Here is a 15,567-nt window from a genome sequence, read left to right as displayed (position 1 = left end):
CCCCGGCGGAACGGGTATTTTCGAGCCGTGACCGAGACCCCGCCCGGCGCCTCCCGGCTGCCCAATGTGCCCGGTCTGACCGACTTGCAGGTCTTTGCCCGGGGCGGCTACGCCACCGTCTACCGGGCCACCCAGATCTCCGTCGGTCGGGAGGTCGCCGTCAAGGTGGAGAACCGCACCCTGGACAACGAACGAGACCAGGCCCGGTTCCTGCGCGAGGCGCGGGCCGCCGGCCGGATGTCCTCCCATCCGCACGTGGTGGACCTCTTCGACGTCGGGGTGACCGTCGACCAGCACCCCTACCTGATCATGGAGCTGTGCGACGGGTCGTACGCCGAACGGATGCGGACCTCGCCGCTCGACGCGTCCGAGACCCGTGACCTCGGCATCAAGATCGCCGACGCGTTGGCCCACTCGCACGCGGCCGGGGTGCTGCACCGCGACGTCAAGCCGGCCAACATCCTGCACTCGCACTTCAACTCGGCGGTGCTGGCCGACTTCGGGCTGGCCGTGCTGGCCGAGGCGCGGGACGCCTCGGTCACCCTGGAGGTGCTCACCCCGGCCTACGCGCCGCCGGAGATGTTCAACCACAGCCCGCCGTCACCTGCCGTCGACGTGTACGCCCTCTGCGCCACCCTCTACGCGGTGATGACCGGCCGGCCCCCACGCTGGCAGTCCGAGCGCAACCCGAGCCTGGTCACCGTGCTGGAGTTGTTCCACCACCCGATCCCCGACCTGCCCGGGGTGCCCACCGAACTGGTCGACGTGCTCCGCGCCGGGATGTCCAACGACCCCGACGCCCGCCCCTCCGCGCTCGAACTGCGCGACCTGCTCACCGCGCTGCCCGTCGACCCGGCCCCCGCCCCGGTCAGCGGTGCGCCGGTCTCCGGCGGGCCCTCCACCGGCGGGTCCGGCGGCACCGGGCCGTACACCCTCGGGTGGACCACCGGTCAACCGGGGCGGATCACCGGCCAGCCCGCCCCCCGCCCGCCGGCCCAGGACGACCATCCGACCGTTCCGCACGGCGAGCGGCGGCGGCGACGCTGGTTCTTCGGCGGGGCCGGGGTGCTCGCCCTGGCCGCCTCGGCGAGCGCCGGGGCGTGGGTCGCCGGCGGTGCGCCACCGGTGGCCGGGCCGACCGCCGCCCCGTCGACCGTGGGCTCGTCCAGCCCGGCCGCCCGCTGGGGCACCCTGCCCGGCTGCGCGGCCGACGGCACGGCCGCGACCCTGCCGCCCGGTGCCCGGTGCGCCCCCGTGCTGGAGTGCTTCGGCCCGGTACGGCTACGCGGCGACCGGGCGGAGGCGCCGCAGGTCTCCTGCGAGGGGCGGCACACCTGGGAAACGTACGTGGAGGGCCAGTTGCCGGCCGCGCTGGCCGGGGCCGGACACGCCACGATCAGCGCGGACCCGACAGTCCGGTCGGTGTGCAACGCCCGCACGTTCCGGCTGACCAGTGGGATCGACTACGCCAACGGCTGGCGGCTGGAGGTGCTGCCGCCCGGCGAGACGGATCTCGACCGGACCTACCGCTGCCTCGCCGGCCGGGGGGTCGACGCCCTGGTCGCCCCCACCCTCACTGGTCGCTGACCTCGCGCATCCGGTGCAGCCGGCTCAGCACCGCCGCGCTGTCCAACGCGTCGAGGGTGTCCGCGTCGAGGAACGATCCCGGTTCCAGGTGCCCCGGCGAGGGCGGCACGGCCGGTGTCTCCTCGTGGTCGCGTTCGCGCAACGCGGCCAGCGCGGTGCCGGTCACCGTCGCGAAGAGGACCCCGAGCAGGGCCAGCCCCACCGTCAGGATGCCGGCGGGATGCCGGAACACCAACGCCACCAGCACCGCGCCGGTCGCCAGCCCCGCGACCACCGCCACGGTCCGCGCGTCCGGCTTCAGGAATCGGCTCACCTGACAAGCATGGCCTGAACGGGCGCGCTGTCAAACCATACGGCTCGGTGTGGTTGACCGTTCTGCCTAGAGTGACGAAACGCCGGAAGACGGTCCCCGCCCTCCGCCCTGCTCCCGCCTTCCGGTCGGGCGGGTGTCGCGGCGGACGACCCGCCACCGGTGCGGCGCGACCGAGATGGACCGGAACGGCTACCCTCGGTGTCCCCCAGGCTGTCCGTCAGCGAGGTGCGCCGATGAACGACACGTCCGCCCGCCACCGGGTCCGTTCGGTCACCACCACCCTGGCGGTGGCCCTGACCCTCACCCTGGCCGCCGCCGCCGGCTGCGAGAACCGCCGCGAACCCTCGCTGCCCTCGGTCCGCGACAAGCTGCGCGAGTCGCACATCGACGGTCAGGCGAAGATCAAGATCGGGGTGGCCACCACCGAGCCGCTGATGGGCGAGCTGCGCAACGGCAAGCACTCCGGCTTCGACGTGGAGATCGCCCGCTACGTCGCCTCCTACCTCGGCTACGAGGGCGACCAGCGCATCGAGTGGGTCTCGGTGACCACCGAGGATCGCATCCCCGCCCTCCAGGGTGGCGTGGTCGACCTGGTGGTCTCCAGCTTCTCCATCACCGAGGAGCGGGAGAAGCTGGTCAGCTTCGCCGGGCCGTACTTCGTCACCACCCAGGAGGTGATGGTGCCGACCCGGCTCAGGGACAAGATCCGCACCATCGAGGACCTCCGTGAACCGGCCTACAAGGTCTGCACCAGTGGTGGCTCCACCACCGAGGCCGAGCTGGCCAAACACGACGTCAAGGTGCTCGTGGTCAAGGAGGTCGGCGACTGCGTCAAGGGCATCCGGGAAGGTCGTTACGACGCGGTCAGCTCCGACGAGACGATCCTCGCCGGCTTCCTCTCCCTCTATCCGACCGAGTTCGAGATCGTCGACATGCCCTTCGGCACCAGCGAACTGCTCGGCATCGGGGTGCCGATCGGCGACCCCGCCCTGCGCGACCTGGTCGCCTTCGCCCTGCAGAAGAGCTACCTCCAGGGTCGCAACGGGATCAGCAGTCCGTGGATCACCGCCTACACCAGGTCCCTCGCACCGTATCTGAAAGCGGAGAAGGCACAGCCCCAACCGCTCAACGTGCCGGCGCTGGTCGACTTCGACGACAAGGCGCCGACGCGGTGACCGCCCCGGCCGTACCGCAGGATCTGGGCGCCACCACCGTCCCGGTACGCGACGGCTGGGACCCGGCGGTGGAGCGGCGGACACGGGCCAGCCAGTCGTTCTGGACGGCGGTGGTGGGCGTCCCCGCCATCTTCTCCGTGCTGCGCCTCGGCGTCGAGGCGGGCGGCGAACTCCAGACCACGTTGTTGCTGGTGGCGAACGTCGGGCCGGTCAACCTGCTGGCCGGCTTCCTGACCACCGCCGCCCGGCTGCTCTCCACCAGCCTGGTCGCGGTCTTCGCCCTCGGCGCGGTGCTGCGGGTCAGCGTCGAACGGATGCCGCCCACCGTCCGCCGCCCGCTCTTCGTCCGCTGGGCGGATCTCACCCCGGCCTGGTTCGTGCTGTCCAGTTTCCTGCTGGCCCTGGTCACCTGGCAACTGCTCTACCTGCCGCTGCTGCTGCCGGCGTTCGTCGCAGCGTTCCAGCTCACCCCGGCGCGACTGCACGAGCACCCCGTGCCCCGGACGCTGATCGTGGTGACGCTCCTCGCCGGCTACGGCTGGCTGCTCGCCCCCACCCTGCTCGACGCCTGGCAGCAACGGGAACTGCTCGCCCTGGTGCTGTTCGTCGCCCCGCCGCTGCTCGCGCTCGCGGTGACCGGCCCACTGCCCGGGGCGGTGATCCGGCCGCTCGCCTCCGTCACCGAGGCGGCGGTACTGGCCATGCTGGTCTGGGCGGCGCTACCGGTGATCACCACACCGGTGCTGCCGCTCACCGTGACCACCGTGGAGTCGAGCCCCGGCGTCACCGAGGACGTCCGGGGGCACGTGGTCACCGTGGACGACGTCAACATGGTGCTGCTCCAGGAACGCGGCGGCGTCCGGTACGTGCCGGTGGACGACGTCCGCGCCCAGGTGCTCTGCCCCAGCGAGGAGGAGCTGCCCCGGCACCGGCTGCGGATCCGCGACTACCACGTGGAGGACTCGCTGCTGGAGGGGTTGGGCCGGCGGGTCCGACCGGTGCACCGCACCGACGCCGCCTGCCGCACCCCGCGCTGACGCCGTCGACCCGCAGGGTCAGTAGGACTTCTCCTGACCCAGCACGTGCTGGGCGACGAAGTTGAGGATCATCTCCCGGCTGACCGGGGCGATCCGGCCGGCCCGCACCGCGCCGAGCAGCGTCGCCACGCCGTACTCGGTGGTCATACCGGCCCCGCCGAGGGCCTGCACGGCGGTGTCCACGGCCAGCGCGGCGGCCTCCCCGGCCGCGTACTTGGCCATGTTGCCGCAGACGCCGGCCTCCAGGTCGCGGCCCGCGTCGTACAGGGTGGCCGCCTTGTGGATCATCAGTCGGGCGAGTTCCACCTGCACCGCCGCGTGCGCCAACGGATGCGCCACCCCCTGGTGCGCGCCGATGCTCCGCCCACCCCAGACCTTGCGGGTGGCGGTGTAGTCGGTGGCCCGCTCGATGGCGTACCGGCCGGTGCCGACACCCATCGCGGCGACCGTGATCCGCTCCGGGTTCAGCCCGGCGAACAGCGCCGGCAGGCCGGCGTCCAACGACCCGCCGACCAGCGCGTCGGCGGGCAGCCGGACGTCGTCCAGAAAGAGCAGGAACTGGTTCTCCGGGGAGACGATCTCCATGTCCAGCTTGGACCGGGTCAACCCCGCCGCGTCGGTCGGCACCAGGAACAGCGCGGGCTTGAGCTTTCCGGTCGCCGCGTCCTCGGTACGGGCCACCACCAGCACGTACTGCGCCTCGTCCACGCCGGAGATGTAGCACTTGCGGCCGGAGAGCAGCCAGTCGTCGCCGTCGCGGCGGGCCACCGTGCCGAGCCGGTGGAAGTTCGACCCGGCGTCCGGCTCGGTGATCGCGAAGACCACCTTCAGCGAGCCGTCGGCGAACCCGGGCAGGAAACGCTTGCGCTGCTCATCGGTGCCGTGCAGGTGGATCACCGTGGCGGCGATGGCCGGCGACACCACCAGCAGCAGCAGCGGGCAACCGGCGGCGGCCAACTCCTCGCAGACGATGGCCAGCTCGGTGAGGCCGCCACCGCCGCCGCCGTACTCGGTGGGGACGTTGACGCCCAGGTAGCCGAGCCGGCCGGCCTCCTCCCACAACTCGGTGGTGTGCCCGCCGGATTTCGCCTTCTCGACGAAGTAGGAGTGGCCGTACCGGCGGCCCAGCGCGCGGACGGCGTCGCGGAGCTGATCCTGCTCAGGGGTGAGGTCGAAGTTCATCGGGGTGCCTCCTCAGGGTTGACCACGGCCAGCACCGCACCCGTCTCGACCTGCCCACCGGCGGGCACCGGCAGGTCGGCGACCACGCCGTCGGTCGGGGCGAGCACGGGATGTTCCAGCTTCATCGCCTCCAGGGTCAGCAGCAGGTCACCGGCGGCGACCCGCTGACCGGCCGCCACGTGCACCCGGGTCACCGTGCCGGGCAGCGGCGCGAGCAGCGACCCGACCGCCAACACGGCGCGGGGCAGTGGGAAGCGGGGCAGCTCGGTCAGCTCCGCCGCCCCGTCCGGGCCGTCCACGAAGACCACCGACCCCGCCCGGTGGACGCGCAACGCCCGCCGTACCCCGGCCACGTCGAGCAGCACCCGGTCCGGTGCCGCCGTCACCAGCTCCACCACCGGCGGGGCGTCCGGTGCGTCGGCCGTCGTCGGGCCGGGGCCGGCGACGGCCGGGTCGGTGGACCAGTCGGCGAGCGCGCCGGACCGGTCCAGGCGGTAGCGCACCTCGATCTCGTCCCCGGTCGCCGTGGCGTACCGGACGACCTGGGGAACGGCCGGCACGTTGCGCCAACCCGACGGGAGGCCGGCGAGCACCGGGGCGACGGCCCGGCGCGCGGCGGCCCCGGCCAGCGCGGCAGCCAGCGCGGCGAGCGGGAGCCCGTCGGCCGGCAGCAGCGGCGCGAATACCTCCGGGTGCGCGTCCAGGAACCCGGTGTCCACCTGCGCCGACCCGAACTCCGCGCTGCGCAGCACCCGGACCAGCAGGTCCCGGTTGGTGACCACCCCGTGCAACTCGGCGCGGGCCAGCGCCCCGGCCAGCGCCCGGGCCGCCTCGCCCCGGGTCGGCGCCCAGGCGACCAGCTTGGCGAGCATCGAGTCGTAGTGCACGCCCACCGTCGAACCGGTGTCCACCCCCGAGTCGAGCCGCAGGCCCCGGGTCGGGGTGAACTCGCCGACCACCCCGGGCACCGCGAACCGGTGCAGCGTGCCGGTCGCCGGCCGGAACCCCTGCGTCGGGTCCTCCGCGCACAGCCGTACCTCGATGGCGTGGCCGTCGGCCGGCGGGGTCGCCGGCACCGGCAACGCGCCACCCTCGGCGACCAGCAGTTGCAGCCGGACCAGGTCCAGCCCGGTGACCGCCTCGGTGACCGGGTGCTCCACCTGGAGCCGGGTGTTCATCTCCAGGAAGAAGAACTCACCCGTCGGGGCGAGCAGGAACTCCACCGTCCCCGCCCCGACGTAGTCGACAGCCCGCCCGGCGGCGACCGCCGCCGCGTGCAGCCGCTCCCGCACCCCGTCGGGCAGCACCGCCGGGGCCTCCTCGACGATCTTCTGGTGCCGCCGCTGGATCGAGCAGTCCCGCTCACCGAGGGCCACGACCGTACCGTGGGTGTCGCCGAAGATCTGCACCTCGACGTGCCGGCCGCGCTCGACGTACCGCTCGACGAAGACCGTGCCGTCGCCGAACGCGGCGGCGGCCTCGCGGCGTGCCGAGTCGACGGCCGTCGGCAGGTCGGCCGGGTCGCGGACGATGCGCATCCCCCGGCCGCCGCCCCCGGCGGACGCCTTGACCAGCACCGGGAAGTCGGTGACCTCGTCGCCGTCGGTCCAGGAAGGCAGCATCGGCACGCCCGCGTCGGCGAGCAGCTCCTTCGCCGCCAGTTTGTCGCCCATCGCCGCGATCGCCCCGGCCGGCGGACCGACCCAGGTCAGGCCCGCGTCGACCACGGCCGCCGCGAACCCGGCGTGCTCGGCGAGGAACCCGTAACCCGGGTGGACCGCGTCCGCGCCGGTGCGCCGGGCCGCGTCCAGGATCAGCTCGATCCGCAGGTACGTCTCGACGGGCGTGTTCCCCGGCAGCCGGACCGCCTCGTCGGCCTCGGCCACGTACGGCGCGTCGGCGTCCGCGTCGGAGTGCACGGCGACCGTCGCCACGCCCAGCGCCCGGCAGGTGGCGAAGACCCGGCGGGCGATCTCCCCCCGGTTGGCCACCAGCAGCTTCCGAACAACCATGATCACGCCCTCTCGCTGGTGTTCGCGACTGCGGGACTCCGCTGCGCTGCGTTCCTCGCGCTCACGGGGCTACATCCGGAAGACGCCGAAGCCGTCGGCGCCCTTCACCGGTGCGTTGTGGATCGCCGACAGGCAGAGCCCGAGGACGGTACGGGTGTCCCGGGGGTCGATCACCCCGTCGTCGTAGAGCCGGCCGGACAGGAACAGCGCCCCCGACTGCGACTCGATCTGCTGCTCGACCATCATCCGCATCGCCGCGTCGGAGTCCTCGTCGTAGTCCCGGCCCCGGGCGGCGGCGGCCTGCCGGGCGACGATCGACAGCACCCCGGCCAACTGCGCCGGACCCATCACCGCCGACTTCGCGTTCGGCCAGGTGAACAGGAACCTCGGCTCGTACGCCCGGCCGCACATGCCGTAGTTGCCGGCCCCGTACGAGGCGCCCAGGTTGACCGTCAGGTGCGGCACCGTCGAGTTCGCCACCGCGTTGATCATCAGCGCGCCGTGCTTGATGATGCCGCGCTGCTCGTACTCGGTGCCGACCATGTAGCCGGTGGTGTTCTGGAGGAACAGCAGCGGGGTGTCGGCGGCGTTGGCGAGCTGGATGAACTGGGCCGCCTTCTGCGCCTCCGCGCTGAACAGCACCCCCCGCGCGTTCGCCAGCACCCCCACCGGGTAGCCGTGCAGCTCACCCCAGCCGGTGACCAGCGCGGTGCCGTACGCCGGCTTGAACTCGTCGAACTCGCTGCCGTCGAGGACCCGGGCCAGCACCTCACGCGGGTCGAACGGCACCTTCAGGTCGGCGCTGACGATGCCCAGCAGCTCCTCCGGGTCGTACCTCGGCGGTCGGGGTGCCGGGTCGCGCGGCGGCGGACCCTGCTTGCGCCAGTTGAACCGGCGTACGCACCGCCGGGCCAGCCGGATGCCGTCCCGTTCGTCCTCGGCGAGCTGGTCGGCGAGGCCCGACGTGCCGGCGTGCATCGCCGCGCCACCGAGCGACTCGTCGTCGGTGACCTCGCCGGTGGCCATCTTCACCAGCGGCGGCCCGGCCAGGTAGACCTGCGACCGGTCCCGGATCATGATCACGTGGTCGGACATCCCCGGCACGTACGCGCCACCGGCGGTGGCGTTGCCGAAGACCACGCTGACCGTGGGGATCCCGGCGGCGGAGAGCCGGGTCAGGTCGCGGAACACCCGACCGCCCGGAATGAAGATCTCCGCCTGGGTGGGCAGGTCCGCCCCGGCGCTCTCCACCAGGTTGACCATCGGCAGCCGGTTCGCCAGGGCGATCTCGCCGGCCCGCCGGGTCTTCGCCAGCGACCACGGGTTCACCGCGCCGCCGCGTACCGTCGGATCGTTGGCGACGATCAGACACTGGACGCCCTCGACCACGCCGATGCCGGTGACCACGCTCGCCCCGACCGGGAAGTCGCTGCCGTACCCGGCGACCGGCGACAACTCCAGGAACGGGCTGTCCCGGTCCAGCAGCAACTCGATCCGCTCCCGGGGCAGCAGTTTCCCGCGCTGGTGGTGCCGGGCCACGTACTTCTCGCCACCGCCGGCCCGCGCCTGGTCGAGCGCGGCGTCCAACTCGGCGAGCCGGTCCCGCAGCGCGTCCCGGTTGGCCACGAAGGCCGGCGCGGCCGGATCGACCGCACTCTCCAGTGTGCTCACAGATTTCCCCCGTTCGTTCGCGACTGCGGGGCTCGCAAACCCGGCTCACTCCTCGCGCTCACAGGTCCGTCTTTCGTTCGCGACTGCGGGGCTCGCAAACCCGGCTCACTCCTCGCGCTCACAGGCCCAGGCCCTTCGCGATGATCTCGTTCATGATCTCGGTGGTGCCGCCGCCGATGCCGAGGATGCGGGCGTCCCGGTAGTGCCGCTCGACCTCGGCGTCGCGCAGGTAGCCGAAGCCACCGTGCAGTTGCAGCGCGGCGTCGACCACCTGGTCGCAGGCGGCCACCGCGACGTTCTTCGCCATCGCCACCTCGGTCACCACCGGCTCGCCGGCCGCCACCCGGGCGGCCACCTGGTGCACGTACGCGCGGGCCGCCTCGGCGCGGGTGTGCATCTCGGCCAGCCGGTGCCGGACCAGTTGCCGGCTGGCCAGCGGACGACCGAACGTGGACCGGTCCCGACACCAGCGGGTCGAAAGCTCCACGCAGCGCTGCGCCGTCGCGTACGCCTGGGTGGCCAGGGAGAGCCGCTCGGCGGCGAAGCCCTGCATGATCGCCAGGAAGCCGGTGTCCTCCTCGCCGATCCGGTTGCCCACCGGCACCCGGACGTCCACGAAGGACAACTCGGCGGTGTCCGAGCAGTGCCAGCCGAGCTTGTCCAGCTTCCGGCCGACGGTGAACCCGGGGGTGCCCTTGTCGAGCACCAGTAGGTGCAGCGACCCGCTGCCGGGAAAGTCACCGCAGACCGCAGTGGTGACGAAGTCGGCGCGTACCCCGCTGGTCACGTACGTCTTCGTCCCGTTCACCAGGTAGTGGTCGCCGTCGCGGCGCGCGGTGGTGCGGATCGAGGCGACGTCGGAGCCGCCCTCCGGTTCGGTGATCGCCAGCGCGCCGATCAGCTCACCCGCCAGCGTCGGCCGGACGTACCTGGTGACCAGCGGGTCGTCGGCGGCGGACGGGCGGGCGGCGAGCCGGCCACCGAGCGTGCCGCCGGTCCGCCCGCCGGCCGCCGCGACGATGTGCGGCAGCGCGACACCGTGCGTGAACAGGGCCGCGACCAGCCCGGACGAGCCGCCGGAGCGGATGATCTCCTCGGTGACCACGATCGAGTCGAGCAGGTCGCCGCCACTGCCGCCGACCGACTCGGGGAAGCCGACGCCGAGCAGGCCGAGCTTCGCGGCGGTGGCGTGCAGCGCGCGCGGGACCTCACCGGCCCGTTCCCAGTCGGCCAGGTGCGGCAGCACCTCCCGGGTCACGAAGGCCCGGGTCAGCTCCCGTAACTGCCGCCGCTCCGGGGTGTCCACGATGGTCACCGGTCGGCCTCCCCGGCTGCGGGCCGTCCGGGGGTGAGGGCGGCGGGCAGGTCGACGATGCGGGAGCGGAGCAGTTCGCCGAGCGCCTTGGCCTGCGGGTCGAACCGGGTGGAGGCGGCCACCCCCGGCCCGAGCAGGCCCCGGATCACGAAGTTGACCGCCCGCAGGTTCGGCAGCTCGTACCGCTCGACGGTCGACGCGGCCGTCTCCGGCAGCAGCCCGGCCAGCCGGTCGACGGTCAGCCACCCGCGCAGCCACTCCCAGGTCGCGTCGGTACGCGCCCAGACGCCGAGGTTGGCGTCGCCACCCTTGTCACCCGACCGCGCCCCGACCAGCTCACCCAACGGACCCCGCCGGGTCGGCCCGGCCACCGGGGTCGGGCCCGCCGTGCCGGGCGTCGGCCCGGCCACGGCCGGTGCCACCGTCCGTGGCGGCGGGACCGGCAGGCGGGTGCCGTCGGGCAGGACGGCCACGTGCGGCACGTCGGCCTGCGGCACGGCGTCGGCGGTGAAGACCCCGTACGGGGTGGCGTCGCCGGGCAGGGTGGTCAACGTGCAACCGGGATAGGAGGCCAGGGCAAGCTCCACCGCCGCCGCCGAGAACGCCCGCCCGGCCCGAGCCCGGTCACCGTCACGCAGGTGTACGTGCAGCAGCGCGCTCGCCGTCTCGGTGTCGACCGCATCGACATGGTCGGTACGGGCCAGCGTGAACTCCAGCCCGTCCGGGCCGACCGCCGCCTCGACCTGCCCCCGGACCAGGGCCGCCTTGGCCGGGATGTCCAGCCCGCAGAGCACGAACGTCATCGCGTTGCGGAAGCCGCCCAGGTTGTTGACGCCCACCTTGAGGGTGGCCGGCGGTGGGGTGCCCCGGACCCCGTCCACCCGGACCCGGTCCGGCCCGTCCGGGTGCAGCCGTACCGTGTCCAGCCGGGTCACCACGTCCGGGCCGAGGTAGTCGGGGCCGCCCACCTCGTACAACAGTTGGGCGGTGACCGTCTCGACGGTGACCGCGCCGCCGGTGCCGGGGTGCTTGGTGAGCACCGACGAGCCGTCCGGGTGGATCTCGGCGATCGGGAAGCCGGGCCGGTGCCCGCCGTCGGGCAGCTCGGTGAAGAAGCTGAAGTTGCCGCCGGTGACCTGTGCCCCGCACTCGATCAGGTGCCCGGCGACGGTCGCCCCGGCCAGCGCGTCCAGGTCGTCGCGTCCCCAGCCGAACCGGGCGATGGCCGGCCCGACCGCCAGCGACGCGTCGGTGACCCGCCCGGTGACCACCACGTCCGCCCCGGCGTCGAGGCAGGCGGCGATGCCGAACGCGCCGAGGTAGGCGTTGGCGGTGAGCGCGTCCGGCAGGGCCAGGGCGTCGCCCTCGACGTGGGCGACCCGGACGGCGAGGCCGAGCCGGTCGGCGAGCACGCCGATCGCGGCGGCCAGCCCGGCCGGGTTCAGCCCACCCGCGTTGGTGACGATCCGCACCCCCCGGTCGAGGGCGGTGCCGAGGCAACCTTCGAGCTGGCGCAGGAAGGTCTTCGCATAACCGAGGCCGGGGTCGCGCAGCCGGTCCCGGCCGAGGATCAGCATGGTCAGCTCGGCCAGGTAGTCGCCGGTCAGCACGTCCAGCTCACCGCCGTCGAGCATCTCCCGCCAGGCGGTGGACCGGTCGCCGTAGAAGCCGGAGGCGTTGCCGACCCGCAGCACCCCGGTCACCGCAGGACCGTCCCGGCTGCGCCCGCGCGGGGTGCGCGGCCTGCCCCCGGCGGGCCGGCGCGGACCTGCGCCACGTCCAGCCACGCGGCGGCGAGCACGGTACGGCCGCTGCGGTCGGGCAGCACGTCCGGTGGGGGCGGCGCGGCGACGAGCTGGTCGGACCCGTCGGTCAGGTCGACGAGCAGTGCGGTCGGGTCGACCATGGTGCCTCCGGTCGGGTGGGCCGGTGAGTGAGGGTCAGGCCGGGTCGTCGTGGCCCGGTGCTGCTGCTCCGGGGGCGAGCAGGGTGGCGAGCTGGTGTTTCCAGGTGTGCAGCAGGGCGGTGCGCCGGGCCGAGTCGTCGTTGAGCAGGTTGGCCACGCCGAGCCCGCGCAGCAGGTCGAGGGTGGCCTGTACGGCCTCGCGGACGCCGGGGCGGCGCTCGTCCACGTCGAGCAGCGCGACGGTGAGCCGGTGCATCTCCCGACCCACCCGCGCCTCCAACGGCACCAGCGCGCCGCGCAGCTCCGGGTCGGTGCGGGCGGCCACCCACAGCTCCAGCGCGGCGACGAAGAGCGGCCCGGTGAACGCGACGCCGAGCAGGTCGATCACCCGGTCGAGCCGCTGCGGCCCGACCGGCAGCGCCTCGGCCTCGACGCGCAACTCCTCGGCGCGGCGCTCGGCGAGGTGGGCGACGGCGGCGGTGACCAGGGCCGCCTTGGTGGGGTAGTGGTGCAGTTGGGCGCCCCGGGACACACCGGCGTGGGCGGCGACCACGGTCGTGGTGGTGCCCGACCAGCCGTACCGCACCAGGCAGTCGACCGTCGCCTCCAGCAGCCGGGCCTGGGTGGCGCGGCTGCGTTCCTGCTGGGGGACGCGGGTCGACGGGGTGGACACGGGAACAGCGTGCCGTCGCCGAAACAAACAGTCAAGCCTGACTTTTTTAGGCTCCGTGGTGACCCCGGCCGGTGCCGTCGGTCCGTTCCGGTGCCGGTCGCCGGTCAGCGGCCGTCGCGCGGGGCGAAGGCGGTGAGCGCGTCGAGGTCGCTGTGCCGGGAGCGCAGGTACTCGTCCGCCCAGGCGGCGGCGTCCGGATAGCCCGACCCGGCGGCGACCCGGGCACAGGCCGCGTCGACGTCGAATCCCGTACGGCGCAGCTGCACCCCCGGACCGAGCAGTGCCCAGTACGCCCCCGGCCCGCCGTACGGCATGCCCACGCTGCCCGGATTGATCACCAGGCGGCGGTCGACCAGCCGGGTGAACGGCATGTGGGTGTGCCCGCAGACCACGGTGCGCACCTCCGGGGGCAATCCGGCGAACACCTCGGCCCAGCGGGCCGGCCGGGAGTCGACGAGCACCACCTCCTCGTCGTCGCGGGGCGTGGCGTGGCAGAAGAGCACCGGACCGAGGCCGGCGACCGGGAGGGTGAGCGTCAACGGCAGCGCGGCCAGCAGAACCACCTGGTCGGCCCGGAGCTGTTCCGCCGCCCAGTTCGAGACGTCGTGCTCCGACGGTCGGCCGGCGCGGGCCTGCACCAGCTCCCGGTCGGCGTTGCCGCGTACCCAGCGGACCCGGGCACCCAGCCCGGTCAGCAGGTCCAACACCTCGACCGGCTGTGGGCCGGCCGCCACGTCACCGGTGACCACGATCAGGTCAGCGGCGGCCACCTCCGGCTCGGCCAGCACCGCCTCCAGCGCGGGCAACGCGCCGTGGACGTCGGAGAGCACCGCTACGCGTTCCAGCACCGGTCCAGGGTCGCGCCCGGCGGAGCGGGTTGTCGAGGGATTCTGCGCCGGGCAGAGCGGGTCATCACCGACCGGTCGACCGGGGCGGGCGGAACCGGCGCCGGAATGCCGACGAGCCAGGGCCGCCGGCGAGGGCGGTCCTGGCTCGGACGGTGAGGCGGTGCCGGTCAGACCCGGGCGCGGCGGGCGAGACGCTCCGGGTCGAGGATGATGATGCTCTTGCCGTCGAGTCGTAGCCAGCCCCGCGAGGCGAAGTCGGCGAGCGCCTTGTTGACCGTCTCGCGGGAGGCGCCGACGAGCTGAGCGATCTCCTCCTGGGTCAGGTCGTGGGTCACCCGCAGCACGCCGCCGTCGCGGGTGCCGAACCGGCCGGCCATCTGGAGCAGGTTCTTGGCGACCCGGCCCGGCACGTCGGTGAAGATCAGGTCGGCCAGCGAGTCGTTCGTCCGGCGCAGCCTACGGGCCAGCACCCGCAGCAGCTGCTCGGCGATCTCGGGCCGGTTGTTCAGCCAGGGCCGCAGCGCCTGCTTGCGCAGCCGGACCAGCCGGGTGTCGGTGACCGCCGTGGCGGTGGCCGTACGCGGACCCGGGTCGAAGAGCGACAGCTCGCCGACCATGTCCGACGGGCCCATCACCGCGATCAGGTTCTGCCGGCCGTCCGCTGCCCGACGCCCGACCTTGATCTTGCCTGACAGGAGGATGTAGAGACTGTCGCCGGGCTCGCCCTCGTTGAACACGATCTCGCCCTTGCGGACGTCGATCGTCTCCATCTCCTTGGCGAGCGCCTCGGCAGCCTCCGGGTCGACACCCTGGAAGATCCCGCTGCGGGCCAGTACCTCGTCCATCGCGCACCTCCGGTTGCGCGTTGCCGTCCCTCGGCCGGGTCCGCCGTCCGCTGATCCCTCGCGCGCCGCCAAGTCTAGGCGCACGTGAGGACGAATCAGAGCTGCACCCCGGGAAACTTGATCGTTGGGCGTAACCCCGCCGACCCGATCGGCCACTACGATCAGCCGCCCACACCACCTGCTCACCGACAGTTGTCGCCGCTGGTCGTAGGGTGTCCCGGTGCTTGGCGACCCGGTGTTGACCCACCGCTTCGAGGACGGATGGGACATACCGCTCCTGGTGTGGCGGGCCGGCTCACCGCTGCGGGCGGTCAGCTCCGGTCCGCTCGGTGGTGGGGTCGGCGTACGCCACTGGGTGGTCAACGCGACCGTGCCGATGTCGTACCACCGGGACGACCCGGCGGCCCACCTGGCTGAGCTCGCCGACCGGCTCGGCCTCGACGGGCCCGGGATCGGCCTACTCACCGGAGTGGACGTCGCCGAGGTGGTGACCCGGACCGACACCGGCGTCCGCGCCTGGGTCACCGTCGGCCTCGGCACCCCCCTCTGGGCCGCCGCCCCCGCCCAGCCCGCTACCCCCGAGCAGGGCGCTACCCCCGAGCAGGGCGCTGCTCCCGAGCAGGGCGTCGCCCCCGGCCAGGGCGGGACCCCCGGGCAGGGCGGGGCCCTAGCGCAGCGGGTGGGGACGGTCAACGTCGTCGTCTACGTGCCGGTGGCGCTCGGCGACGCCGCACTGGTGAACGCCGTCGCCACCGCCACCGAGGCGAAGTGCCAGGCGATCGGGGAACTCGGCCTACCGGGCACCGGCACCCCCACCGACGCGGTCACCGTGCTCTGCCCGCCGGCCGGCCGGGCGGAGCCCTACGGCGGCCCCCGGTCGACCTGGGGCGCCCCGTTGGCCCGGGTCGTCCACGCGGCGGTCCGCGACGGCGGGGCGGTGCCCTGCGTCCCGTGGTCGCAGCGGCGGTCGTGCTGAACTTCCGTCCGATCGGCCGTCGTCGGT

14 protein-coding genes are annotated in these 15,567 nt (G+C 73.6%); 4 read left to right on the top strand and 10 right to left on the bottom strand.

Annotated elements, in window-relative coordinates; genetic code table 11:
- Window positions 1–27 precede the first annotated feature (27 nt).
- Window positions 28–1,587 carry a serine/threonine-protein kinase gene (locus AB0K25_RS11560; protein WP_357536518.1) on the top strand — a complete coding sequence of 520 codons (1,560 nt, stop codon included), beginning with the start codon at window positions 28–30 and terminating at the stop codon, window positions 1,585–1,587.
- Here AB0K25_RS11560 and AB0K25_RS11555 read toward each other — a convergent pair.
- Complete coding sequence (locus tag AB0K25_RS11555; RefSeq protein WP_208567711.1) at window positions 1,574–1,900, bottom strand: hypothetical protein; 327 nt, start codon at window positions 1,898–1,900, stop codon at window positions 1,574–1,576. The two genes, AB0K25_RS11560 and AB0K25_RS11555, sit on opposite strands and share 14 nt — an antisense overlap.
- A gap of 233 nt (window positions 1,901–2,133) precedes the next feature.
- Between AB0K25_RS11555 and AB0K25_RS11550 the strand changes: the two genes are divergently transcribed.
- Both AB0K25_RS11550 and AB0K25_RS11545 read left to right on the top strand, forming a co-directional pair.
- Entirely contained in the window at window positions 2,134–3,075 is a 942-nt protein-coding gene (locus AB0K25_RS11550) for a transporter substrate-binding domain-containing protein (protein ID WP_208567712.1), read from the top strand.
- Window positions 3,072–4,112: a hypothetical protein gene (locus AB0K25_RS11545; protein ID WP_208567713.1), complete on the top strand. Its 1,041-nt coding sequence runs from the start codon at window positions 3,072–3,074 to the stop codon at window positions 4,110–4,112. The genes AB0K25_RS11550 and AB0K25_RS11545 overlap by 4 nt, the downstream gene beginning before the upstream one ends.
- 18 nt (window positions 4,113–4,130) lie before the next feature.
- On the opposite strand, the gene AB0K25_RS11540 is transcribed toward AB0K25_RS11545, so the two are convergent.
- The 9 genes from AB0K25_RS11540 to AB0K25_RS11500 form a co-directional block, all read right to left on the bottom strand.
- Window positions 4,131–5,294 (bottom strand): acyl-CoA dehydrogenase family protein, encoded by a 1,164-nt coding sequence (locus AB0K25_RS11540; protein WP_357536516.1) that lies wholly within the window; start codon window positions 5,292–5,294, stop codon window positions 4,131–4,133.
- Entirely contained in the window at window positions 5,291–7,306 is a 2,016-nt protein-coding gene (locus tag AB0K25_RS11535) for a biotin carboxylase N-terminal domain-containing protein (RefSeq protein WP_357536514.1), read from the bottom strand. The genes AB0K25_RS11540 and AB0K25_RS11535 overlap by 4 nt, the downstream gene beginning before the upstream one ends.
- A 69-nt stretch (window positions 7,307–7,375) precedes the next feature.
- Window positions 7,376–8,977, bottom strand: coding sequence for a carboxyl transferase domain-containing protein (locus tag AB0K25_RS11530; RefSeq protein ID WP_357536512.1), 1,602 nt, complete (start codon window positions 8,975–8,977; stop codon window positions 7,376–7,378).
- 118 nt (window positions 8,978–9,095) lie between these two features.
- A complete protein-coding gene (locus AB0K25_RS11525; RefSeq protein ID WP_357536510.1) occupies window positions 9,096–10,292 on the bottom strand; it encodes an acyl-CoA dehydrogenase family protein in 1,197 nt (398 codons plus the stop codon).
- The gene (locus AB0K25_RS11520) at window positions 10,289–11,995 is read right to left on the bottom strand and encodes an acyclic terpene utilization AtuA family protein (protein WP_357536508.1); all 1,707 of its coding nucleotides are present in this window, start codon (window positions 11,993–11,995) and stop codon (window positions 10,289–10,291) included. The genes AB0K25_RS11525 and AB0K25_RS11520 overlap by 4 nt, the downstream gene beginning before the upstream one ends.
- Window positions 11,992–12,198 carry a hypothetical protein gene (locus tag AB0K25_RS11515; protein WP_357536506.1) on the bottom strand — a complete coding sequence of 69 codons (207 nt, stop codon included), beginning with the start codon at window positions 12,196–12,198 and terminating at the stop codon, window positions 11,992–11,994. Before AB0K25_RS11515 ends, AB0K25_RS11520 begins: the two co-directional genes overlap by 4 nt.
- A gap of 34 nt (window positions 12,199–12,232) precedes the next feature.
- Window positions 12,233–12,871 (bottom strand): TetR/AcrR family transcriptional regulator, encoded by a 639-nt coding sequence (locus AB0K25_RS11510; RefSeq protein ID WP_208567720.1) that lies wholly within the window; start codon window positions 12,869–12,871, stop codon window positions 12,233–12,235.
- Window positions 12,872–12,975: 104 nt separating this feature from the next.
- Window positions 12,976–13,719, bottom strand: coding sequence for a metallophosphoesterase family protein (locus tag AB0K25_RS11505; protein ID WP_357536504.1), 744 nt, complete (start codon window positions 13,717–13,719; stop codon window positions 12,976–12,978).
- 167 nt (window positions 13,720–13,886) lie between these two features.
- Window positions 13,887–14,564 (bottom strand): Crp/Fnr family transcriptional regulator, encoded by a 678-nt coding sequence (locus AB0K25_RS11500; protein WP_067306583.1) that lies wholly within the window; start codon window positions 14,562–14,564, stop codon window positions 13,887–13,889.
- Between the two features lie 220 nt (window positions 14,565–14,784).
- On the opposite strand from AB0K25_RS11500, the gene AB0K25_RS11495 reads away from it, so the two are divergent.
- Complete coding sequence (locus AB0K25_RS11495) at window positions 14,785–15,540, top strand: adenosylcobinamide amidohydrolase (protein WP_363819852.1); 756 nt, start codon at window positions 14,785–14,787, stop codon at window positions 15,538–15,540.
- The last annotated feature ends 27 nt before the right edge of the window (window positions 15,541–15,567 follow it).

The sequence above is a fragment of the Micromonospora sp. NPDC049257 genome (genome assembly GCF_040678915.1).
Lineage (GTDB): Bacteria > Actinomycetota > Actinomycetes > Mycobacteriales > Micromonosporaceae > Micromonospora > Micromonospora antibiotica.
Note: the sequence above shows the minus strand (reverse complement) of the source record. Positions and strands in the feature narration are given on the sequence as shown.

Excerpts from the sequence above, each read along its gene's own strand:
- AB0K25_RS11550 (WP_208567712.1), top strand. The coding sequence starts at position 2,134 with ATGAACGACACGTCCGCCCGCCACCGGGTCCGTTCGGTCACCACCACC.
- AB0K25_RS11540 (WP_357536516.1), bottom strand. The coding sequence starts at position 5,294 with ATGAACTTCGACCTCACCCCTGAGCAGGATCAGCTCCGCGACGCCGTC.
- AB0K25_RS11535 (WP_357536514.1), bottom strand. The coding sequence starts at position 7,306 with ATGGTTGTTCGGAAGCTGCTGGTGGCCAACCGGGGGGAGATCGCCCGC.
- AB0K25_RS11515 (WP_357536506.1), bottom strand. The coding sequence starts at position 12,198 with ATGGTCGACCCGACCGCACTGCTCGTCGACCTGACCGACGGGTCCGAC.
- AB0K25_RS11500 (WP_067306583.1), bottom strand. The coding sequence starts at position 14,564 with ATGGACGAGGTACTGGCCCGCAGCGGGATCTTCCAGGGTGTCGACCCG.